The sequence below is a fragment of the Actinomadura geliboluensis genome, assembly GCF_043197915.1.
Lineage (GTDB): Bacteria > Actinomycetota > Actinomycetes > Streptosporangiales > Streptosporangiaceae > Spirillospora > Spirillospora geliboluensis.
Genome location: NZ_JBICUA010000011.1, coordinates 169,483 through 191,434, shown reverse-complemented (window position 1 = coordinate 191,434; position 21,952 = coordinate 169,483). Strand labels below are relative to the sequence as shown.

General features: G+C 73.2%; 21 protein-coding genes. 19 read left to right on the top strand and 2 right to left on the bottom strand.

Annotated elements, in window-relative coordinates:
- Positions 1-262: 262 nt before the first annotated feature.
- The 8 genes from ACGFI1_RS32305 (at position 263) to ACGFI1_RS32270 (ending at position 7,514) form a co-directional block, all read left to right on the top strand.
- Positions 263-472, top strand: coding sequence for a ubiquitin-like protein Pup (locus ACGFI1_RS32305; RefSeq protein ID WP_089325987.1), 210 nt, complete (start codon positions 263-265; stop codon positions 470-472).
- A 424-nt stretch (positions 473-896) separates the two neighbouring features.
- Positions 897-1,727, top strand: coding sequence for an endonuclease VII domain-containing protein (locus tag ACGFI1_RS32300; protein WP_392790900.1), 831 nt, complete (start codon positions 897-899; stop codon positions 1,725-1,727).
- A gap of 208 nt (positions 1,728-1,935) precedes the next feature.
- On the top strand, positions 1,936-2,781 hold the full coding sequence (gene prcB, locus ACGFI1_RS32295; protein ID WP_138641984.1) for a proteasome subunit beta: 846 nt from the start codon (positions 1,936-1,938) through the stop codon (positions 2,779-2,781).
- Between the two features lie 21 nt (positions 2,782-2,802).
- Positions 2,803-3,576, top strand: coding sequence for a proteasome subunit alpha (gene prcA, locus ACGFI1_RS32290; protein ID WP_301177320.1), 774 nt, complete (start codon positions 2,803-2,805; stop codon positions 3,574-3,576).
- A 203-nt stretch (positions 3,577-3,779) separates the two neighbouring features.
- Complete coding sequence (gene pafA, locus ACGFI1_RS32285) at positions 3,780-5,138, top strand: Pup--protein ligase (protein ID WP_067800572.1); 1,359 nt, start codon at positions 3,780-3,782, stop codon at positions 5,136-5,138.
- A 112-nt stretch (positions 5,139-5,250) separates the two neighbouring features.
- Positions 5,251-6,189, top strand: a complete 939-nt coding sequence (locus ACGFI1_RS32280) for an FKBP-type peptidyl-prolyl cis-trans isomerase (protein WP_301177316.1) — start codon at positions 5,251-5,253, stop codon at positions 6,187-6,189.
- A 116-nt stretch (positions 6,190-6,305) separates the two neighbouring features.
- On the top strand, positions 6,306-6,974 hold the full coding sequence (locus ACGFI1_RS32275) for a helix-turn-helix transcriptional regulator (protein ID WP_392790897.1): 669 nt from the start codon (positions 6,306-6,308) through the stop codon (positions 6,972-6,974).
- A 33-nt stretch (positions 6,975-7,007) separates the two neighbouring features.
- Positions 7,008-7,514 (top strand): DUF3291 domain-containing protein, encoded by a 507-nt coding sequence (locus ACGFI1_RS32270; RefSeq protein ID WP_392790892.1) that lies wholly within the window; start codon positions 7,008-7,010, stop codon positions 7,512-7,514.
- On the opposite strand, the gene ACGFI1_RS32265 is transcribed toward ACGFI1_RS32270, so the two are convergent.
- The gene (locus ACGFI1_RS32265; protein WP_392790890.1) at positions 7,511-8,593 is read right to left on the bottom strand and encodes a DUF3866 family protein; all 1,083 of its coding nucleotides are present in this window, start codon (positions 8,591-8,593) and stop codon (positions 7,511-7,513) included. The genes ACGFI1_RS32270 and ACGFI1_RS32265 overlap by 4 nt on opposite strands.
- Before the next feature lie 128 nt (positions 8,594-8,721).
- Between ACGFI1_RS32265 and ACGFI1_RS32260 the strand changes: the two genes are divergently transcribed.
- Genes ACGFI1_RS32260 through ACGFI1_RS32235 form a run of 6 tightly spaced genes read left to right on the top strand, consistent with a single transcriptional unit; the run spans position 8,722 to position 15,069 of the window.
- Positions 8,722-9,708 (top strand): helix-turn-helix transcriptional regulator, encoded by a 987-nt coding sequence (locus ACGFI1_RS32260; RefSeq protein WP_392790888.1) that lies wholly within the window; start codon positions 8,722-8,724, stop codon positions 9,706-9,708.
- Positions 9,705-10,697: a helix-turn-helix transcriptional regulator gene (locus tag ACGFI1_RS32255; RefSeq protein WP_301177311.1), complete on the top strand. Its 993-nt coding sequence runs from the start codon at positions 9,705-9,707 to the stop codon at positions 10,695-10,697. The genes ACGFI1_RS32260 and ACGFI1_RS32255 overlap by 4 nt, the downstream gene beginning before the upstream one ends.
- 23 nt (positions 10,698-10,720) lie before the next feature.
- A complete protein-coding gene (locus ACGFI1_RS32250; protein ID WP_301177319.1) occupies positions 10,721-10,939 on the top strand; it encodes a hypothetical protein in 219 nt (72 codons plus the stop codon).
- A gap of 25 nt (positions 10,940-10,964) precedes the next feature.
- Entirely contained in the window at positions 10,965-11,348 is a 384-nt protein-coding gene (gene tatA / locus ACGFI1_RS32245; protein ID WP_301177310.1) for a Sec-independent protein translocase subunit TatA, read from the top strand.
- 51 nt (positions 11,349-11,399) lie between these two features.
- Positions 11,400-12,263: a twin-arginine translocase subunit TatC gene (gene tatC, locus ACGFI1_RS32240; protein ID WP_364552935.1), complete on the top strand. Its 864-nt coding sequence runs from the start codon at positions 11,400-11,402 to the stop codon at positions 12,261-12,263.
- A 37-nt stretch (positions 12,264-12,300) separates the two neighbouring features.
- Positions 12,301-15,069, top strand: coding sequence for a DEAD/DEAH box helicase (locus ACGFI1_RS32235; RefSeq protein WP_301177308.1), 2,769 nt, complete (start codon positions 12,301-12,303; stop codon positions 15,067-15,069).
- 14 nt (positions 15,070-15,083) lie between these two features.
- Here the strand turns inward: ACGFI1_RS32235 and ACGFI1_RS32230 are convergent, their stop codons facing one another.
- Positions 15,084-15,941, bottom strand: coding sequence for an oxygenase MpaB family protein (locus ACGFI1_RS32230; protein WP_392790885.1), 858 nt, complete (start codon positions 15,939-15,941; stop codon positions 15,084-15,086).
- Between the two features lie 211 nt (positions 15,942-16,152).
- On the opposite strand from ACGFI1_RS32230, the gene ACGFI1_RS32225 reads away from it, so the two are divergent.
- From ACGFI1_RS32225 to ACGFI1_RS32205, 5 genes are all read left to right on the top strand, one after another.
- Positions 16,153-17,172, top strand: coding sequence for an ABC transporter ATP-binding protein (locus ACGFI1_RS32225; protein WP_386865557.1), 1,020 nt, complete (start codon positions 16,153-16,155; stop codon positions 17,170-17,172).
- The gene (locus ACGFI1_RS32220) at positions 17,169-18,008 is read left to right on the top strand and encodes an ABC transporter permease (RefSeq protein WP_392790882.1); all 840 of its coding nucleotides are present in this window, start codon (positions 17,169-17,171) and stop codon (positions 18,006-18,008) included. The genes ACGFI1_RS32225 and ACGFI1_RS32220 overlap by 4 nt, the downstream gene beginning before the upstream one ends.
- A 165-nt stretch (positions 18,009-18,173) precedes the next feature.
- Positions 18,174-18,821, top strand: a complete 648-nt coding sequence (locus ACGFI1_RS32215) for a TetR/AcrR family transcriptional regulator (RefSeq protein WP_392790879.1) — start codon at positions 18,174-18,176, stop codon at positions 18,819-18,821.
- Positions 18,802-19,569, top strand: coding sequence for an ABC transporter ATP-binding protein (locus ACGFI1_RS32210; RefSeq protein WP_392790877.1), 768 nt, complete (start codon positions 18,802-18,804; stop codon positions 19,567-19,569). The genes ACGFI1_RS32215 and ACGFI1_RS32210 overlap by 20 nt, the downstream gene beginning before the upstream one ends.
- Positions 19,566-21,935, top strand: a complete 2,370-nt coding sequence (locus ACGFI1_RS32205) for an ABC transporter permease (protein ID WP_392790874.1) — start codon at positions 19,566-19,568, stop codon at positions 21,933-21,935. The genes ACGFI1_RS32210 and ACGFI1_RS32205 overlap by 4 nt, the downstream gene beginning before the upstream one ends.
- Positions 21,936-21,952 lie beyond the last annotated feature (17 nt).

The following is a 21,952-nucleotide window of genomic DNA, read 5'->3' as shown; positions in this document are numbered from 1 at the left end:
GCGCGAGAGCGCGCCGCCCGGCTCTCGCGCGTTCCATTGGATAGTGTGACTATCGAGCCCTATCGCCCCGCTGACCTGCGCGGACGGGTGAGGTCTCGGTTTCGTGACCGCTTTGCCCGTTTCACTGCCCGGCGGACCGGCGATAACCCGAGCATGCCCTCGGCCCGCGGGGAACCGGGACGGCGAAACGGACGTTTCAAGATCCGCTAGCCGTCGAAGATCCCGGCTAGGGTCGGAGGCACCGGCAGAGCGGAGGTACGGAATGGCCACGAAGGACACCGGCGGTCAGAAGCAGACCACCCGGCGCACGGAAGAGGTCGAGGAGACCGAGGCCACGACCACCGAGGACGTGCAAGAGCGCCAGGAGAAGCTCACGGACGACGTGGACTCAATTCTGGACGAAATAGACGAAGTATTGGAAGAGAACGCAGAAGACTTCGTACGCGCCTATATACAAAAAGGCGGCGAGTGATCCTGGTATGTCCGATTTGATCGCCCCACTGATCGGACGGCATATCCGGACACTCTCCTCGTAATCTCAAAGCAGTTCGCGACGCATGGGCGAGACGGTTAAAGTCTCGCCCATGCGTTCGAAAAAGTGTCTCGACTGCGGCGAGACCAAGCCTGCGACGGAGTTCTGGAAGCTCAAGTCTTCCAAAGACGGTCTTGCCTACTACTGCAAAGTCTGCTTCGGGTTGCGCAACAGTCGGTCTTATCGGAAGAAGCAGGCAAGTCTGGGCAAAGTCACGAGGGCCTACCGGAGGCACTCGGATGTCCCGGAAGGCATGAAGTACTGCCCGCGGTGTAAAAGGACCAAGTCACGGGACGAGTTCGGGAAGAACCGGGCACTTCACGACGGGAGGGCCGCCTACTGCCGTCCGTGTCATGGCAAGGCCATGCTGGAGAACCGGCAGCGCAACCACGGGAGCAGCCGCAATTACCTGCTCAAGCTCCGCTACGGCGTCACCGAAGAGCAGGTCGGGAAGATGGTCGCCGAGCAGGGCGGGGTATGCGCCATCTGCCTGCGGGCTGACGCGAAGCACGTCGACCACAGCCACCTGACGGGCGTCGTCCGCCGCATCCTGTGCTTCAAGTGCAACGGCGGGCTCGGGCAGTTCCGGGACGACCCCGACCGCATGCGCCTCGCGGCCAACTACCTCGAGCTGCGCGGGCCCCATGCGCGGCGGCTGCGCATCGAGATCGGCACGCCCGTCTTCGGTGGTCCGGACCGCGTCCGCTGGGACCCCTTCTGGCGGGCGCGGGCGAGTGCGACGCAGTCATCACGGCACTACCACCTGCGCCAGAAGTACGGCATCAACGACGACGACACGAAGTGGCTCCTCAAAGTGCAGGTCGGGTATTGCGCGGTGTGCTCCGACCACCCTGCGGAGCACGTCGATCACGATCACGAGACCGGCGCGGTGCGCGGCCTGACGTGTGTCGGGTGCAACTCGGGTATGGGCCAGCTGCGGGACGATCCGATCGCTCTGCGCCGCGCGGCGGACTACGTGACGGGGTGGCTCGTGCGGACGGTGGGCACGGCAGGGGGCGGGACGCGGCTGTCGCTCACGGTCCCGGACGTCGATCCGGCCACGGTGCCGAAGGGCGGCTGGAAGGCGTACTGGGAGGAGGACGGCCGGTTCCGCAAGGAGACCCTGCCGTTCGACGAGGAGCTCGACATGCCGACATGGGACGAGGTCAGGCAGGATCTGGTGATGCCCGATTGAAATGGTCCGGGAGCGGTCGTTCGGTCGCGCATGTGGCCTGTGCGGCGCCCGGCCGTTGGAGGCCGTAGCGGTGTGGGGGTTCGCCGTGGGCTTACGGGGGTGGGGATCACGTGGCATGCGCGCGGGCGACCTTGAACAGTAGGGTCGTAGACGTCCGTGCCGGTGGGGTTGTCCAGCGCCGGTGCCATGGTGGAGGGAAGGGAGTCGCGTGGCGTCCCACGATTCGCATATCGGGCGTCTGCCCGGGTTGTTCGCGAACCCGGATACGTCGTCGTTCACCGAGTTCCTGGGGGCGTACTCCCCGCAGTCGCTGCCCGGTGGGCGGACGCCGCCGGCGTCGCGGGCGGGGGACGAGATCCCGCACGGGACGACGATCGTCGCGGTGAGCTTCCCCGGCGGGGTGGTGATGGCGGGGGACCGGCGGGCGACCGCGGGCAACGTCATCGCGCAGCGCGACATCGAGAAGGTGTTCCGGGCGGACGAGTTCTCCGCGATCGCGATCGCCGGGACGGCCGGCATCGGGATCGAGATGGTGCGGCTGTTCCAGGTGGAGCTGGAGCACTACGAGAAGCGCGAGGGCCGGACGCTGTCGGTGGAGGGCAAGGCGAACCGGCTGGCGACGATGGTGCGGCAGAACCTGGCGATGGCGATGCAGGGCCTGGCGGTGGTGCCGCTGTTCGCGGGCTATGACGAGGAGCGGGACGAGGGCCGGATCTTCTCCTACGACCCGGCGGGGGGCCGGTACGAGGAGCGGGACTTCCACTCGATCGGCTCGGGGTCGGTGTTCGCGCGCGGCGCGCTGAAGAAGCTGTACCGGGGCGACCTGTCGGCGGAGGACGCGGCGCTGGTGTGCGTGCAGTCGCTGTACGACGCGGCGGATGACGACTCGGCGACGGGCGGGCCCGATCTGACGCGCCGGATCTTCCCGGTGGTGGCGTCGGTGACGTCGGACGGGTATCGCCGGCTGGGCGAGGACGAGGTGGGCGCGCTGGCGCAGGCCGTCGTCGACGGACGTTACGACTCGCCGGGCGGTCCGACCGCCCCGCTGCGATAGAAGGGATCCTGACCGGTGTCCATGCCGTTCTACGTGTCGCCCGAACAGCAGATGAAGGACAAGGCGGACTATGCGCGCAAAGGTATCGCGCGTGGCCGCAGTGTCGTGGTGCTGCAGTACGACGACGGCATCCTGTTCGTGGCGGACAATCCGTCGCGGGCGCTGCACAAGATCAGTGAGATTTACGACCGGATCGCGTTCGCGGCGGTGGGGAAGTACAACGAGTTCGAGAACCTGCGGCTGGGCGGGGTGCGGTACGCCGACATCAACGGGTACCAGTACGACCGCCGGGACGTGACGGCGCGGGGGCTGGCGAACGTGTACGCGCAGTCGCTGGGGACGATCTTCACGGAGACGAACAAGCCGTACGAGGTGGAGCTGGTCGTCGCGGAGGTGGGCGAGGACGCGGAGACCGACCAGATCTACCGGCTGACGTTCGACGGTTCGGTGGCGGACGAGCACGGCTATGTGGCGATGGGCGGGCAGGCGGACGCGGTGGCGCAGTCGCTGAAGGACGGCTACCGCGAGGGCTCGTCGCTGGTGGAGGCGCTGCGGACGGCGGTGCGGGCGCTGGAGGCGCAGGATTCGGACCGGCATCTGGAGGCGACGTCGCTGGAGGTCGCGGTGCTGGACCGGAACCGGGAGCACCGGCTGTTCAAGCGGCTGACGGCGGCGCGGATCGCGGATCTGCTGTCGGCGGCGGAGGGGTCCGGCGGGGCGGGGGCCGCGTCGGGCGATGCCGAGCCGGGCGGTTCCGCGGGGTCGTCTCCGGCGTCGGGGGCGGACGAGGACTGAGGCCGCGCGGTCCTGCGCGCCGTCCCGGTGGGGGCGGGCGGGGGCCGCGGGGTTCGGGCCCGTCGTGGCGGTGCGGTCGTGTCCGCGTCGCCGCGGCGGGCTTTGCCGTGCCGGGGGTGCGGCGGAGCGGCGCCGCGGGGGCCGCGGGAAACGGTGGGGTCGAGAGACTGCCAAGTGGGGGCCTGGCCGCATAGGGTCTTGGTGTGGACAGGCGCATCTTCGGGCTTGAGAACGAGTACGGCGTCACTTGTACCTTCCGGGGGCAGCGGCGGCTGTCGCCGGACGAGGTGGCGCGCTATCTGTTCCGGAGGGTGGTGTCGTGGGGTCGTAGCAGCAATGTGTTCCTGCGCAATGGGGCGCGGCTGTACCTGGACGTGGGGAGTCATCCGGAGTACGCGACGCCGGAGTGCGATTCGGTCGTGGATCTGGTGACGCATGACAAGGCGGGTGAGCGGATCCTGGAGGGTCTGCTGGTGGACGCCGAGCGGCGGCTCCGCGAGGAGGGCATCGCCGGCGACATCTACCTGTTCAAGAACAACACGGATTCGGCGGGCAATTCGTACGGCTGCCATGAGAACTATCTGGTGGGCCGGCACGGGGAGTTCGGCCGGCTGGCGGACGTCCTGATCCCGTACCTGGTGACGCGGCAGATCATCTGCGGTGCCGGGAAGGTGCTGCAGACGCCGCGCGGCGCGGTGTACTGCGTGTCGCAGCGGGCGGAGCACATCTGGGAGGGCGTGTCGTCGGCGACGACGCGGTCGCGTCCGATCATCAACACGCGGGACGAGCCGCACGCGGACGCGGAGCGGTTCCGGCGGCTGCACGTGATCGTCGGCGACTCGAACATGAGCGAGACGACGATGCTGCTGAAGGTCGGGGCGACCGACCTGGTGCTGCGGATGATCGAGGCGGGCGTGGTGATGCGCGACCTGACGCTGGAGAACCCGATCCGGGCGATCCGCGAGGTGAGCCATGACATGACGGGCCGGCGGAAGGTGCGGCTGGCGAACGGCCGGGAGGCGAGTTCGCTGGAGATCCAGAAGGAGTACTTCGGCAAGGCGCGGGACTTCGTGGACGCGCGCGGCGGCGACGCGACGGCGAAGCGGGTGCTGGAGCTGTGGGAGCGGACGCTGCGCGCGGTGGAGACCGGGGATCTGGACCTGGTGGCGCGGGAGATCGACTGGGTGACGAAGTACAAGCTGATCGAGCGGTACCGCCGCAAGTACGATCTGCCGCTGTCGTCGCCGCGGGTGGCGCAGCTGGATCTGACGTACCACGATGTGCACCGTGACCGGGGCCTGTACTACCTGCTGGAGAAGCGGGGCTCGGTGGACCGGGTGACCCGTGATCTGGACATCTTCGAGGCGAAGTCGGTTCCGCCGCAGACGACGCGGGCGCGGCTGCGGGGCGAGTTCATCCGGAAGGCGCAGGAGAAGCGGCGCGACTTCACGGTGGACTGGGTGCATCTGAAGCTGAACGACCAGGCGCAGCGGACGGTGCTGTGCAAGGACCCGTTCCGGTCGGTGGACGAGCGGGTGGACAAGCTGATCGCGGGGATGTAGCGGCGGCGCGGCGGCCTCCGGCGCGACACGCGCGCCGGGGGCTACCGGCGGGTCACCAGGGCGGTAGGGTGAGCGCGCAGTAGCGGTTCGTCGCCCCTCGGAGGACCCCCGTATGCTCCGCCGTTCCCGTGTGCTGTCCGTGGTCGTCGTGCTCGCCGCGCCGTTGGCGCTGTCGGCGGGGTGCTGGTGGGGCGGCGACGGTGTGGGTGTGACGGTGCGGGGCGATGTCGGGAAGCTGCCGGAGGTGAAGTTCCCGAAGGGCGCGCCGGGCGAGAAGTTCGCGGTGGAGACGCTGGCGGACGGGAAGGGCGCCGCGGCCCGCAAGGGTGATCTGGTGGTGGCCGATTATGTGGGCTACCGGTGGAGCAAGGACGGGCGGAAGCTGCTGGCGAGCAGTTACGCGAAGGGGCAGCCGGGGGCGTTTCCGACGGGGCGGCTGGTGCCGGGGCTGACGAAGGCGTTCGTGGGGGCGCGGGCGGGGTCGCGGGTGGTGGCGCGGATCCCGCCGGAGGACGGTTTCGGCGCGGACGGGGACCCGAAGCACCAGGTGGGGGCGGACGACACGCTGGTGTACGTCTTGGACGTGCGGGCGGTGTATCCGAAGTCGGCGGGGCCGCGCGGGGCGAAGCAGGCGCCGCTGAGCGAGCCGGGGCTGCCGAAGGTGGCGGAGGCGCCGGCGGGGCAGGCGCCGGTGGTGACGATGCCGCGGGTGGCGGCGCCGAAGAGGCTGCAGGTGCGGACGCTGGTGCGGGGTGACGGCCCGGCGGTGCGCAAGGGGCAGTTGATGGTGCTGCAGTACGGCGGGTACTTCTGGCGGGATGGGCGGGTGTTCGATTCGTCGTGGTCGTCGGGGCATCCGTCGGCGGCGGTGATCGGGACCGGTCAGGTGATGAAGGGCTGGGACCAGGGCCTGGTGGGGCAGCGGGTGGGCAGCCGGGTGCTGCTGGTGGTGCCGCCGTCGCTGGGATACGGGGCGAAGGGCCTGGCGCAGTTCGGGATCAAGGGCTCGGACACCCTGGTGTTCGTGGTGGACCTCCTGGGCGCGCACTGACCCGCACCGCGCACTGACCCGCACCGCGCACTGACTCCCTCCACGCTGGCCCGCCGTCGGTGGCAGGCCGTCGCGGCGCTTCTAAGCGAAGTCCTCGTTGTTCTTAGTATGGCGGGGTGGAGGACATCGAGGCGATCGCGCTGCTGCAGGATCCGGTGCGGCGGCGGCTGTACGAGTTCGTGGCCGCGCAGGGGCGCGAGGTGGGGCGCAATGAGGCGGCGGAGGCGGCGGGCGTCGCGCGGACGCTGGCGGCGTTCCATCTGGACAAGCTGGTGGACGCGGGGCTGCTGGAGGCGGGCAGCCGGCGGTTGACGGGCCGGTCGGGGCCGGGTGCGGGGCGTCCGGCGAAGGTGTACCGGCGGTCGGCGGTGGAGCGGGGCGTGTCGGTGCCGCCGCGTGACTACGGGACGGCCGCGGGGGTGCTGGCGGAGGCGGCGGAGTCGGCGGGCCTGGACATGGAGGTGCAGGACGCGGCGCGGCGCCGGGGTCGGGCGCTGCGGGGCGCGTGGGGCGGTGGCGCCGAGGGGCTGGCGGGGGTGCTGGCGGAGCGGGGCTATGAGCCGGTGGCGGACGAGTGCGGGGCGGTGCTGCGGATGCGCAACTGCCCGTTCCACGCGGTGGCTGAGCTGTTCCCGCCGCTGGTGTGCGGGATGAACCTGGCGCTGCTGGAGGGGCTGGTGGAGGGTTCCGAGGTGCGGGTGCGGATGGATCCGCACCCGGGCTGGTGCTGTGTGGCGGCCGACGTCCCGCAGTCGGAGCCGCCTTCTAAAAACAATGAGCGTTGACATAGAAACGCGCGCCGTGGTGAGGTGGGGATCATGACCGATGACGCCGCGTACCATCTCGCCGAGTTCAACGTCGCCACCCTCCTGGAGGCCCTCGACGCGCCGGGCATGGCCGACTTCGTCGCGCTGCTCGACCCGGTGAACGCGCTCGCCGACGCCGCGCCGGGCTTCGTGTGGCGCCTGGTGGAGGAGGGGGAGGCGGACGCGACCGGCATGCGCCCCGCCGGCGCCGATGTGATCGTCAACTACTCGGTGTGGGAGTCGGCCGAGGAGTTGTGGGACTTCGTGTACCGCAGCGCCCACCTGGAGACGCTGCGGCGGCGCCGGGAGTGGTTCCGGCGGCACCTGGAGGCGCATCTGGTCATGTGGTGGATCCCGGCGGGCAAGATCCCGACCGTGGAAGAGGGCTTGGAGCGCCTCGCGCTGCTGCGCGCCCACGGCCCGTCCCCGCGCGCGTTCACGTTCAACGCGTCCTACACCGCCGCCGAGGCCGCCGCCGCGGAGGAGACCGCGGCGGCGGGGGCCGCCGGGGTCTCCTAGCCGAGCAGGGCGGCGGTGTGGCGGCCGGCGGCGGCCGCCGTGAGGAAGTAGGGGAGGTCCTCGTCGAGCCGGCGGCCCATGGTGGACAGCCGGACGCCCCAGTCCTTCTCGGCGGCGCTGAGGGTCTCGTGGAGGCCGTCGACGGGGACGGGGACGAGCCGGTGCCGGTCGCCGAGCGGGGCGGCCTCGGCGGCGACGCGGGCGCCGAAGGCGCCGCCGAGTTCCGGGACGGGGATGTCGGCGGCGGCGAGGGCGACGCGGCCGTAGGCGGTGAGGGAGTGGTGGGAGACGCCGATGTGGCGCTCGCGCTTGTCGCCCTCGCTGACGCGCAGTGAGCCGACGGGCCGGCCGCCGAGGACGGACGCAGCGTTGACGGCCTCGCCGGCGGAGACGCCGGAGAACCCCCATTTCGTCCCGGTGCCGAGGTTGCCGGGGCCCTGGGCGAGGACGGCGACCTCGGCGCCCAGGACGAGCCGCGCGGCGAGGAGCCCGGTGTGGACGGTGACGGCTTCGAGGTCGCCGCCGAACGCCTGCCCGGCGGTGACGGTGGCGGCCAGGGCCCCGGCGTCCTTGAGCCGGGCGATGGACATGGAGAACCAGGCCGGCAGCGCGCCGCCGTCCGGCATGACGTACACGACGCGGGTGGCGGGCCGGGCGGCCAGCAGCGCGGCCAGGATCGGCGGCAGCGCCGAGTGCAGGTCGGCGACGATGACGGGCATGCCGCCGAGGGAGTCGGCGTCGCGGAGCAGGTCGTGGTGGGGGGAGTCCTGCTCGTCGGCGCCGAGGACGGTGGCCTGGAGCGGGGTGTAGCGGGCCTTGACCAGGTGGCCGGGGCCGGCGGGGTCGGGCGGGAGCCGGTCGGGGACCGCGACGACCATGGCGTAGCCGCCGGTGCCGAGGCCCATCGCCAAGGCCGTAGTGTTGAGCAGGACGGTATCGCCCGGTTCGGGCCGGCCCACCAGGGCGGGATAGGCCAGGGCGCGGTGCGTGCCGTTGCCCCCGATCGAGACGGTCAGCTCGACCGCCCCCGGCCATTCGCGGCGGATGTCCTCGACTGTGCCTTTGCGCCATCGGATCACACCGGGAAACGGTAGCGTCCTGCACGACGGCTCGCGGGGGCGATCGGCCCACCCGGCGGGGGCGGGGCCACGCGGGGACACGGAGGGAACGAGGTGGTGGCGGAGTGTCGCGGCGCAAGACCGAGCGCTTGCTGAATCTGGTGGTCTGCCTGCTCGCGACCCGGCGCTATCTGACGGCCGAGCAGATCCGCCGGGCCGTGCCCGGCTACCCGGACTCCGATGAGGCGTTCAAGCGCATGTTCGAGCGGGACAAGGAGGAGCTCCGCGAGCTCGGCGTCCCCCTCGAGGTGGGCAGCGACCTGCAGGGCGGCGGCGGTGAGGAGATCGGGTACCGGATCCCGCCGCAGGCCTACGAGCTGCCCGACATCCATCTGACGCCGGACGAGGCGGCGGTGCTGGGCCTCGCGGCGCGGGTGTGGCAGCGGGCGAGCATGGCGGAGGCCGCGTCGGGGGCGCTGCTGAAGCTGCGCGCGGCGGGGGTGGAGACCGACGCGGCGCCCGCGGTGGGGATCGAGCCGCGGGTGAACACCCACGAGCCGTCGTTCGCGGCGCTGTGGGAGGCGGTGCGGGACGGCCGGCCGGTGGCGTTCGACTACCAGGGCATCGGGCGGACGTCGGTGGTGCGGCGGCACCTGGAGCCGTGGGGGGTGGTGAGCCGCCGCGGCCGCTGGTACGTGGTGGGGTTCGACCGCGACCGCGACGAGCAGCGGGTGTTCCGGCTGAGCCGCATCGTGGGCGAGGTCGCGGCGGACGGCGCGGCGGGGTCGGTGACCGTCCCGGACGGGGTGGACGTGCGGCGCATCGCGTTCGACTGGGGCGACCCGGTGAGCGAGCCGCGGCCGGCGGTGGTGCGGCTGCGGCGGGGCGCGGCGCAGGGCCCGCGGCGGTGGGCCCGGGACGTGCGCCCGGTGGAGGACGCGGCGTGGGACGGCGACTGGGACGAGGCGGTGCTGACGTTCCGTGACGTGGACCGGTTCGCGCCGTACCTGGCGCGGTTCGCCGACGACGTGGTGGTGCTGGACCCGCCCGACCTGCGGGAGGCGGTGATCCAGCATCTGAAGTCGGTGCTGGCGGGCGCGGGCGCCCGGCCGGCGCCGGAGGGGGAGGTCCGATGAGCGGGAAGGCGGCGGCGACGACGTCGACCGACCGGCTGGGGCGGCTGCTGGCCCTGGTGCCGTACGTGGTGAACCGGGACTCGGTGCTCCTCGGCGAGGCGGCGGCGGCGTTCGGGGTGACCGAGAAGCAGCTGATCGACGACCTGAACCTGCTGTGGTGCGTGGAGCTGCGGGCGCCGGACCCGTACTGCCCGATCGACCTGTCCTACGAGGGCGGGGAGATCACGGTGGCGGAGGCGGAGTCGATCGCGCGGCCGCTGCGGCTGAAGACCGACGAGGCGTCGGCGCTGCTGGTGGCGCTGCGGATGCTGGCGGGCATCCCGGACCTGGACGACCGGGACGCGCTGAGCCGGGTGATCGCGAAGCTGGAGAGCGCGGCGGGGGAGGCCGCGGCGGTGTCCAGCAAGGTAGCGGTGGAGGTGGACGCCTACGGCGGCACCGCGGACCCGGCGCGCACCGCGGTCGGGGTGCTGCGCGACGCGATCGCGCGGCGCCGCCGGGTGCACCTGACGTACTACGTGCCGGCGCGGGACGAGAACACCGAGCGGGACGTCGACCCGATGCGGCTGCTGGTGGTGGAGGGCAACACCTACCTGGAGGGGTGGTGCCGGCGGGCGGAGGCGGTGCGGCTGTTCAAGCTGGACCGGATCGCCGGGCTGGCGGTGCTGGAGGTGCCGGCGCAGGTGCCGGACGAGGCGGAGCCGATCGACGTGGACGCGGGGCTGTTCCGGCCGTCGCCGCAGGACGCGGCGGTGACGCTGGAGCTGACGCCGCGGGGCCGGTGGGTGGCGGACTACTACCCGTGCGAGAGCGTGGAGGAGCTCGGGGAGGGGCGGCTGCGGGTCGTGCTGCGGTCCCCGGACGCGCGGTGGGTGCGGGGGCTGGCGCTGCGGCTCGGCGACCAGGGCCGGGTGGTGGCGCCCGAGGCCGTCGCGGCCGGGGTGCGGGAGGACGCGGCGCGGGCGCTGTCCCGGTACGGGCTGGCGTAGCGATCCGGTAGCCTCGCCGGGTGATGTGGGTCGCGGTGTCGGTGTCGCTGGGCTTCGCCGGGCTGGCCGTGCTCGCCTGGTGCGCCTTCAAGGTGTGGCTGGGCGTGCGGCGTTTCGGTCGTGAACTGGAACGCACGAGGCGGCGGCTGGAGCCGAAACAGTCGGCGCTGCGCGATGAACTCTCCCGCCTCGACGAATCCCGGTCGTCACAAACGTCCGGCGAGGGCGTACGATCTGCGTGAGTGCCGTCTGCTGAAGAGGATTGCCATGCCGAACATCGGGACTCCCGAACTGATCATCATTCTGCTGGTCGTCGTGCTGATCTTCGGTTCGGCGAAGCTGCCGCAGCTGGCGAGGTCGCTGGGCAAGTCCGCGCGGATCCTGAAGGCGGAGACCAAGGGGCTGCGCGAGGACGACGACGCGCCCGCCGAGCAGGCCGCGCAGCCGGCGCAGGCGGCGGCGCAGTCCCCGGCGCAGCCGCAGGGTGAGGCGGACGCGCGCGAGCGCGCGGCGCGGCTGCGGGAGGAGGCGGCCCGGCTGGAGCGCGAGGCCGCCGCGGCCGAGGGCGGGCGCCCGCGCGGTGCGCTCGGTTCCGGTGAGCCGATCCAGGGTGTGCCGGTGTCGGACCCCGACCGGCTCCGCCAGGGCTGACGGCCCGCCGCGACGATCCCGCCCCGCCGCCCCCGAGCCTGAATGCCCGCGATGAAGCTGAACAGGCGCGACGCCGCCCCCGACGGCCGCATGCCGCTCATGGACCACCTCCGTGAGCTGCGCAACCGGTTGATCAAGGCGATCCTGGCCTTCGTGGTCGGCGCGATCGCCGGCTGGCTGCTGTTCGACCCGGTCTGGGACTTCCTGAAGCAGCCGTACTGCTCGCTGCCGCAGTCCCACGTGGTCGACAAGGACCAGTGCTCCCTGTTCGTCAACGGGATCTTCTCCTCGTTCTTCCTGAAGCTGAAGATCTCCTGCATCATCGGCGCGGTGATCTCCGCGCCGGTGTGGCTGTACCAGCTGTGGGCGTTCATCGCGCCGGGGCTGTACCAGCGCGAGCGGCGCTGGACGTATGTGTTCCTGGGCGCGGCGGTCCCGCTGTTCTTCGTCGGCACCGGCCTGGCGTACCTGACGGTCGACAAGGGCCTGGCGATCTTCCTGGGGTTCGTCGCCGACGACGTCAAACCCCTGATCACGGTCGACAGCTATCTCGGCTACGTGCTGACGATGCTGCTGGTGTTCGGGCTGACGTTCGAGCTCCCGCTGTTCGTGGTGGTGCTGAACCTGGCCGGGGTGCTGAGCTCGTCGCGGATCCGCCGGTCGCAGCGGATGATCCTGTTCGGGATCTTCGTGTTCGCGGCGGTCGCGACGCCGAGCGCGGACCCGTTCACGATGCTGGCGCTGGCGCTGCCGACGGTGCTGCTGTTCGAGATCGCCGCGCTGCTGGCGTTCCTCAACGACCGCCGCCGCGCCAACCGCGCCGATCCGTACGCGGGCCTGTCCGACGACGAGGCGTCCCCGCTGGACCTGGAGGCGATCGACGCCGAGCTGGAGAAGGGCGAGCGGGCCCGCTGATTGGGTATCGGGCCGGTCGAAACCGTAGGCTCGAAGTATGACCACCCCCGACACGACGTCGGCCGAGCAGTCCCCGGCCCAGCGCTACGCGGCCTACCGCAGGCGCACCGCGGGGCACGGCCCGGCCCTGCTGGACTTCCGCACCCTGTACGACTTCGAGCTGGACCCGTTCCAGCTGGAGGCGTGCCAGGCGCTGGAGGACGGCAGCGGCGTCCTGGTCGCCGCGCCCACCGGATCCGGGAAGACCGTGGTGGGGGAGTTCGCCGTCCACCTGGCGCTGACCGGCGGCACCAAGTGCTTCTACACCACGCCGATCAAGGCGCTGTCGAACCAGAAGTACGCCGATCTCGTCCGCCGGTACGGGCCCGAGAAGGTGGGGCTGCTGACGGGTGACAACAGCGTGAACGGCGAGGCGCCGATCGTCGTGATGACGACCGAGGTGCTGCGGAACATGCTGTACGCGGGGTCGCAGACCCTGGCGGGGCTGGCGTTCGTGGTGATGGACGAGGTGCACTACCTCGCCGACCGGTTCCGCGGCGCCGTCTGGGAAGAGGTGATCATCCACGTCCCGGACTCGGTGCGGATCGTGGCGCTGTCGGCGACGGTGTCCAACGCCGAGGAGTTCGGCGAGTGGCTGCACGAGGTCCGCGGCGACACCGCCGTGATCGTGGACGAGCACCGTCCCGTCCCGCTGTTCCAGCACATGCTCGTCGGCTCCCGCCTGTACGACCTGTTCGCCGACACCGGCAAGGGCAAGGACCGGCAGGCCCGGCTGAACCCGCAGCTGACGCGGATGGCGGTGGAGGAGGTCCGCCGCGCGAAGGTCAACCAGGGGCGGCGGACGGGCCGGCGGCGGGCGCCGCGGCCGCAGCGGTTCCGGCCGCCGCACCGGCCGGACGTGATCGAGCGGCTGGAGCGCGCCGGGCTGCTCCCGGCGATCACGTTCATCTTCTCCCGGGCCGGCTGCGACGCGGCGGTGCTGCAGTGCCTGCACGCGGGGATCCGGCTGACCTCGAAGGAGGAGGCGGAGGAGATCCGCGCGCACGCCGAGCTGCGCACCGCCGACATCGCGCCGGAGGACCTGCGGATCCTCGGGTTCGGCGACTTCCTGGACGCGCTGGAGCGCGGTGTCGCCGCGCACCACGCCGGGATGCTGCCGACGTTCAAGGAGATCGTCGAGGAGCTGTTCACCCGCGGGCTGATCAAGGCGGTGTTCGCGACGGAGACGCTGGCGCTCGGCATCAACATGCCGGCCCGCACCGTGGTGATCGAGAAGCTCGACAAGTGGAACGGGGAGGCGCACGTCGACCTGACGCCCGGCGAGTACACGCAGCTGACGGGCCGGGCGGGGCGGCGCGGCATCGACGTGGAGGGCCACGCCGTGGTGGTGTGGGGCCCGAACGTGGAGCCGGCGTCGGTGGCGGGGCTCGCGGGCACCCGCACCTACCCGCTGAACTCCAGTTTCCGGCCGTCCTACAACATGGCGGTGAACCTGGTCGGCGCCGTCGGGATCGAGCGGGCCCGGACGCTGCTGGAGGAGTCGTTCGCGCAGTTCCAGGCCGACCGGGCGGTGGTCGGGCTGGCCCGGCAGGTCCGCAAGAACGAGGAGGCGCTGCAGGGGTACGCGGAGGCCGCGCAGTGCCATCTGGGCGACTTCATGGAGTACGCGGCGATGCGGCGGCGGCTGTCGGACCGGGAGGCGGAGCTGTCGCGGGAGCGGTCGTCGGCGCGGCGCGCAGAGGCGGCGAAGTCGCTGGAGCGGCTGCGGCCGGGCGATGTGATCCTGGTGCCGTCGGGGCGGCGGTCGGGCCTCGCCGTCGTGCTGGACCCGGGGGTGGGGCGCCGCTCGGACGGCCCGGCGCCGCTGGTGCTGACGGTGAACCGGTCGGTGCAGCGGCTGTCGGTGCAGGACTTCCCGCGCGCGGTGGAGCCCGTCGACCGGATCCGGGTGCCGAAGTCGTTCAGTCCCCGCAACCCGCAGGACCGCCGCGACCTGGCGTCGACGCTGCGCAACCGGGTGCCCGACGACGTGCGGGAGCGCAAGCGGTCGCGGGGCGACTCGGCCGCGGCCGAGGACGCCGAGGTGACGCGGCTGCGCGCGGAGCTGCGCCGCCATCCCGTGCACGGCTGCGACCAGCGCGAGGACCACGCCCGCTGGGCGGAGCGGTACCACCGGCTGGACCGGGAGACCGAGCAGCTGCGGCGCCGGGTGGAGGGCCGCTCGCAGGTGATCGCGCGGACGTTCGACCGGGTGTGCGCGGTGCTGCAGCAGCTCGGGTACCTCGACGGCGACGCGGTGACCGAGGCGGGCCGCCGCCTCGGCCGGATCTACAACGAGCTGGACCTGCTGACGGCCGAGAGCCTGCGCGAGGGGCTGTGGGACAAGCTCGGCCACGCCGAGCTGGCCGCGTGCGTGTCGGCGCTGGTGTACGAGTCGCGGCAGCCCGACGACGCGACGCCGCCGCGGACGCCGGGCGGTGCCGCGCAGGACGCCCTGGCCGCGATGGTGCGGCTGTGGGGGGAGCTGGACGCGGTCGAGCGCGACAACCGGGTGTCGTTCCTGCGGGAGCCCGACCTGGGGTTCGCGTGGACGGCGTACCGGTGGGCGAAGGGCGACGACCTGGACGAGGTGCTGCTGGAGAGCGACCTGACCGCGGGCGACTTCGTCCGCGCGGTCAAGCAGCTGCTTGACCTGCTCGGCCAGATCGTCGACGCGGCGCCGGAGAACAGCCACCTGCGCAAGACCGCGCGGCGGGCGATGGACGCGATGCGCCGCGGCGTCGTGGCGTACTCGTCCGTGGCCTAGCCCGGCCCCACGGGCTAGGGGCGGCCGTCGCGGCGGCGGGCGCGGCGGGCCGACAGGGTGCGGTTCACCCGGTGGGTGGCGAGGCGGACCAGGAGCGGCTGCGGCGGCCGCCGCAGCACGCCCGGCGTGACGCGGTGCACGGCGGAGGCGGTGCCGAGCAGCAGCGCGGCGGCGCGGCGCCGGCCCGGCGTCCACGGCAGCCCGTACTGGTCGCGCAGCGGCTCGGGCAGCATCGCCGCGGTGACGAGCCGGAACACCGCGAGGGCCGGGAACAGGACGCGCAGTTTGCGGGGCCGCAGGACGGCGTCGGCGACCTCGCGGGCGGTGTCGGTGACCTCCAGCGAGGCGAGCGTCTCGGCCATGTAGGCGCGGAACTCGGCCAGGTCGGCGGGCTGGGCGTCCAGCGGGCAGCCGAGGACCTCGGCGACGACGCGGGCCTGCCGGTAGTAGTCCTCGGGCAGGCCGTCGTCGCGGGGCCGCATGAGGGTCTCGTGGACGTACAGGGCCGAGTCGATGAGGGTGGCGTTCACCCACAGCTGCAGGCCGGGGTCGTTGCCGGAGTAGCCCTCGCCGCGGACGGCGCCGTGGATGCCGCGGACCTTCGCGGCGATCCGGCCGACCTGGTTGGGCGTGCCGAAGGTGGTGACGAGCAGGAAGTCCAGGGTGCCGAACAGCCGGGCGAGGGGCCGGTCGGCGAAGTCGCTGTGCTCGGCGACGCCGCGGGCCACGGCGGGGTGGGCGAGCTGCATCAGCAGGGCCCGGCCGGCGGCGAGGCCGACGAGGGGCTCGGCGGCCAGCGCGCGCAGCACGTCGCGGTCGGCGAGCCGCTCGGCCGGCAGGTCGGGCGCGGGGATCGGGGGTGTGGCGGGCAAGCGTGCCTCCCGAGCGGTCGGAGCGTGGCCGCCATCCTCCCGCACCTATTGACGAACGGTCAATAAGGCCGGGCGGCGCGGGACCCCCAGGCCGGCACCCCCTCCGAAGGTCGGAGGCGGCTCCGCACTCCGGAGGATCCGCGCCCCGCGCCGGACGCGCTAGTGTGACCGTGATCACGGAAAACGCCGCCGAACCGACCGGGACGTGTGAATGATCGAGGCGGAGAACCTCACCAAGCGCTACGGCGACAAGACCGCCGTGGACGACCTGTCCTTCACGGTCGTCCCCGGCCGGGTCACCGGCTTCCTCGGCCCGAACGGGGCGGGCAAGTCGACCACCATGCGGCTGCTGCTCGGGCTGGACCGGCCCGACCGCGGCGACGCCCGCATCCACGGCCGCCACTACCGCGACCTGAACGCGCCGCTGCGCGTGGTCGGCGCGCTGCTGGAGGCGCGGGCCGTGCACACCGGCCGCAGCGCCTACAACCACCTGCTGTGCCTGGCGCAGACGCAGGGCATCGGCCGCAAGCGCGTCGACGAGGTCATCGACCTCGTCGGGCTCACCGGGCCCGCCCGCAAGCGCGCCGGCGGGTTCTCCCTCGGCATGGGGCAGCGGCTCGGCATCGCCGCCGCGCTGCTCGGCGACCCGTCCGTGCTGATCCTGGACGAGCCCGTCAACGGCCTCGACCCCGAGGGCATCGTGTGGATCCGCACCCTCATGCAGCGGCTCGCCGCCGAGGGCCGGACCGTGTTCGTCTCCAGCCACCTCATGAACGAGATGGCCGTCACCGCCGAGCACCTCATCGTCATCGGCCGCGGCCGGCTGATCGCCGACTGCTCCACCGAGGAGTTCATCGAGCGCAGCACCCAGAAGGCGGTGGTCGTGCGCAGCCCCGACGCCGAGCGCCTGGCCGGCGTCGTCTCCGCCGAGGGCGGCAAGGCCGAGCCGGGCGGCGAGGGCCTGCTCACCGTCACCCACATGGAGGCGCCCCGCGTGGGCGAGCTCGCCGCCGCCGAGGGGATCGTCCTGCACGAGCTGACCCCGACCCGGGGCTCCCTGGAGGCGGCGTTCATGGAACTGACCCGCGACAGCGTCGAGTACGGCGCCGGCGAGGGCGCCCTCGGAGCACCCGGCGCGCCCGGAGCGCTCCCCGGCGCCGGAGACGTGCCCGGCGCCGTGCCGGGAGCCGCCCCCGGAGCCGTTCCGAGCGCAGAGGGAGAGCCGCGATGACAACGCCCGCCACCGCCGCCGCGCCCCAGGCCGGTCCGGACGAGTTCGCCAAGCCCGGCTTCGGGCGGCTGCTGGTCGCCGAGTGGACGAAGATCCGCACGGTCCGGTCCACGCTGTGGTCGCTGATCCTGCTGGTCGTCCTCGACCTCGGGTTCACCGCGCTGCTGGTCGGCCTCACCATCGCCCAGTGGGACAACGCGAGCCCGACCGACCGGGCGCAGATCGCCGCCGACCCGGTCAGCTTCATCCTCGGCAGCGGCTTCTTCCTCAGCCAGCTGGCGATCTGCGTGCTCGGCGTGCTGGTGGTCGCCTCCGAGTACTCCACCGGCATGATCCGCGCCAGCCTGCTCGCGGTGCCGCGGCGGCTGCCGATGCTGTGGGCCAAGGCGGCCGTGTTCGCGGCCGTCGTGCTCGTCCTCGGCGTCGCGGTGTCGTTCGGGTCGTTCTTCATCGGCTCGGCGATCAGCGGCGACAAGATCGAGGTCTCCCTCGGCGACGACGGCGTGCTGCGCGCCGTCATCGGCGGCGGCCTGTACCTGGCGATGCTCGGGCTGTTCGCGCTCGCCGTCGGCGCGATCGTGCGGCACACCGCCGGCGGCATCACCGGCGTCATCGGGTTCGTGCTGGTGCTGGCGCCGCTGGCGATGCTGCTGCCCGGCAGCGTCGGCGACCACATCCACGCCTACCTGCCGTCGGAGGCGGGCGCGCTGATCGCCAAGGCCCACCAGGGCCCCGACGACATCCTGTCGCCCTGGCAGGGGTACGGCGTCTTCGCCCTCTGGACGGCCGCGCTCCTCGCCGTCGCCGCGTACCTGCTCAAGCGCCGCGACGCCTGACCGCGGCCCGCGCCGCCGATCTCGGCCGCCGGCCTCCCGCCCCACCGGGCGCGGGAGGCCGGCGGCTTTTTCGTGCCCGCGAGCTGGACTGTTGCATGGTGCAAAGGTTCGGGTCTACTGTGTTGGGCAGTTGCTTAAAGCGAGTGACCAAGAAGCGGGGGAGCGATGGCGGACGGCGAGGCGCCGACCCGGATCCGGCTGCTGGAGGCGGCCGTCGCGGTGATGGCCGAGGGCGGCTGGGCCGCGGTGACGTCGCGGGTCGTGGCCGACCGGGCGCAGGCCAACAACGCGCTCGTGCACTACTACTTCGGGTCCGTGGACGCCCTGCGGCGGGCCGCGGTCATGCACGCGGTCGAGAAGGAGCTGGAGGGCCCGGTCGAGGCGATCCTGCGCGCCGGGGACGCCCTCGCCGGGGTCGCCGACGCGGTCCGCGAGCTGGTGGCGCGCGGCCCCGGCACCGCCGGGCAGCGGGTGATGGTCGAGGCGATGCTGCACGGGATCCGCGACGCGGAGCTGCGCGCCGAGACCGAGCGGCAGATCCGGATGTTCCGCGACCTGCTCGCCGCCCGGCTCGCCGAGAACCAGGCGGCCGGCACGCTGCGCGCCGACGCCGACCCGCGCGGCCTCGCCGTGGTGATCGCGGCCCTGCTGGACGGGCTGCTCATGCACGTGCTGATCGACCCCGAGACCGAGGCGGGCGACGCGGCGGCCGGGCTGCTGGCCCTGCTGCGCGCCCCCGGCCCCGCGCCCCATCGCACGGCCGGGCGCGCCGACGAAGACGGAGGAGACGAGGATGACGCGACACGCCAGTGAGCCGGCACCCGCCGGCGCGGCCGGGACCGCGCGGGCCGACGCCCCGCCGGCGGTCCTGCTGCGCGGCGCCGGCAAGACCTACGGGACGGGCCACGCCGCCGTCCACGCGCTGCGCGAGGCCGACCTGGAGGTGCGGCAGGGCGAGTTCGCCGTGCTGCTCGGCCCGTCCGGGTCCGGCAAGACGACCCTGCTCAACCTGATCGGCGGGATCGAGCCCGCCACCGAGGGCGAGGTCGTCGCCGGCGGCCGCGACATCTCCCGCCTCGGCGAGGACGGCCGTACCGCCTACCGGCGCGACACCGTCGGGTTCGTGTTCCAGTTCTTCAACCTCGTCCCGTCGCTGACCGCGCTGGAGAACGTCCGGCTGGTCGCCGAGCTGACCGGCCGCGGCGACCGCGAGCGCGCCGAGGCCGCGCTCGCCGCCGTCGGGCTCGCCGAGCGCGCCGGGCACTTCCCCGCGCAGCTGTCGGGCGGCGAGCAGCAGCGCGTCGCGATCGCCCGCGCCATCGCCAAGGACCCCGCGCTGCTGCTGTGCGACGAGCCCACCGGCGCCCTCGACCTGGAGACCGGGCGCGGCGTCCTGCGCGTCCTGAAGGACCTCAACGCCGAGGGCAGGACCGTCCTCGTCGTCACCCACAACGCCGCCATCGCCGCGATCGCGCACCGCGTGGTGCGGATGCGCTCCGGCCGCATCGTCGAGGTCACCGCCAACGACGCGCCCGCCGGCGCCGACGAGGTGACGTGGTGAGCGTCCTCAACACCAAGCTCCGCCGCGACCTGCGGCGCCGCCCCGCGCAGCTGGTGGCGGTGGTGGTGCTGGTCATGCTCGGCGTCGCGCTGTTCGGCGCGTCCTACGACGCCTACAAGAACCTGGACGCCGGATACCAGCAGACCTTCCGCGACTACCGGTTCGCCGACCTCACCCTGTCGGGCGGCGACGCCGCCGCGATCGCCGGGGAGGCGGCGGCCCGGCCCGGTGTGGCGGCCGCCGCCGCCCGCACCGTCGCCGACGTCCCGCTGCGCATGCCCGGCGGGGACACCCTCGTCGGCCGCGTCGTCGGGCTGCCCGCCGGGTCCCAGCCCGAGGTGAACCGGGTGAAGGTCCTCACCGGCGCCTACCTCGACCCCGCCGCGCCCGACGGCGTCCTCGCCGAGCGGCACATCGCCGACCACGCGCACCTCAAGCCCGGCGACGGGGTGTCGGTGTGGGACGGCCGCGCGTGGCGGACGGTGCGCGTGCGCGGCACCGCGTCCTCGCCCGAGTACCTGTGGCCCGCCGCCAGCCGCCAGGACGTGCTGCCCGCGCCCGGCTCGTTCGGGGTGCTGTTCGTCCCCGAGCCGCTCGCCCGCAGCATCGCCGGCGCCGCCGCGCCCAACCAGGTGGCCGTGTACTACACCTCCGCGGGCCGCGACCGGGCCGCCGAACTGGACGCGGCCCTGACCGCCGCCGCCCGCGGCCACGGCGCCGGCGCCGCGATCCCCCGCGCCGAGCAGCCCTCCAACGCCACCCTCGCCGAGGACATCAAGGGGTTCTCCGAGCTGGCGGTGATGTTCCCGCTGCTGTTCCTCGCCGCCGCAGGCGTCGCCGTGTACGTGGTGCTGACCCGCCGCGTCGCCCGCGACCGCGTCGTCATCGGCACGCTGCGCGCCAGCGGGTTCCGCCGCCGCACCCTAGTCGGGCACTACCTGGCGACCGGCGTCGCGGTCGGCGGCGCCGGGTCCGTCCTCGGCGTCGGCGCCGGGCTGCTGCTCGCCGGGACGGTCACGCGGCTGTACGGGGACGCGATCGGGCTGCCGGAGACGCTGGTGTCGGTGCGCGCCACCACCGTCCTCGCCGGGCTCGCGTTCGGGATCGTCGCGGGCGCCCTCGCCGCCCTCGCCCCCGCCGTGGCGGCCGCCCGCGTCCCGCCCGCCGAGGCGATGCGCGGCACCGTCCCCCGCACCGGGGGAGCGGGGCTCCTCGCCCGGCTGGAGCGGGCGCTGCCGTTCGCCGGGCGGCTGCCCGCCGGGGCGTGGCTGGTGCTGCGGGGCCCCGCCCGCCAGTTCCGCCGCACCCTCTACACCATGGCCGGCGTCGTCCTCGCCCTCGTGCTGATCCTGGTGTCGTGGGGGATGCTCGACTCCTCCCAGGCCACCGTGTCCCGCCAGTTCGACCGGATCCAGCGGCAGGACGCCGAGCTCACCCTCGGCCGCCCCCTCGACGGCGGCGGCCTCGCCGCGATCGCCGGGACGCGGGGCGTCCGCGCCGCCGAGCCCGCCGCGCACGTGCCCGTCACGATCACCGCCGGGGACGCCGGGTACTCCACCACCGTCGTCGGCCTCCCCGAGACCACGACGATGCACCGCTTCCTCACCCCCGACGGCGGTGAGCGGGCGCTGCCCGGGCGGGGCGCGCTGATCGGCGCCGCGCTGCGCGGCAAGCTCGGCGTGGACACCGGCGACCGGATCGGGCTGCGCCTGCCCGGCGGCCGCACCGTCACCACCACCGTCGCCGGGTTCGTGGACGAGCCGCTCGGCACCTACGCCTACGCCTCCCTCGACCAGGTCGCCGCGTGGGACCCCGGCGCCCGGCCCGACACCGTCCTCGTGACGTTCGACCCCGGCGCCGACCGCGCCGCCGTCGAGCACGCCCTCGCCGCCCGGCCCGGCGTCGTCGCCTACACCGACGCGCAGGCACTGAAGAAGACCATGGACCAGTACATGAACCTGTTCTACGTGTTCGTCGCGGTCATGCTCGCGTTCGGCGGGCTGCTGGCCTTCACCGTGCTGTTCGCCACCCTGTCGGTCAACCTCGCCGAACGCGGCACCGAACTGGCCACCCTGCGCGCCGCCGGCGTCGGGCGGCGCCGCCTCGCCCGGCTCGTCACCGCCGAGAACCTGCTCGTGGTCGCCGCCGGCGCGGTCCCCGGCCTGGTCCTCGGGCGGCTCGCGACCGGCGCGTTCCTCGGCGCGTTCAACAGCGACCTGATGTCCTTCCACGCCGAGATCAAGCCCGCGACGTTCGCCTGGTCGGCGCTGGCCGTGCTCGCCGTCGCCTGGCTCGCGCAGCGCCCCGGCCTGCGCGGCCTCTCCCGGATGAACCTCGCCGCCCTCGTCCGCGAACGGACCGGGTGACCCCGGCCGACGCGGGC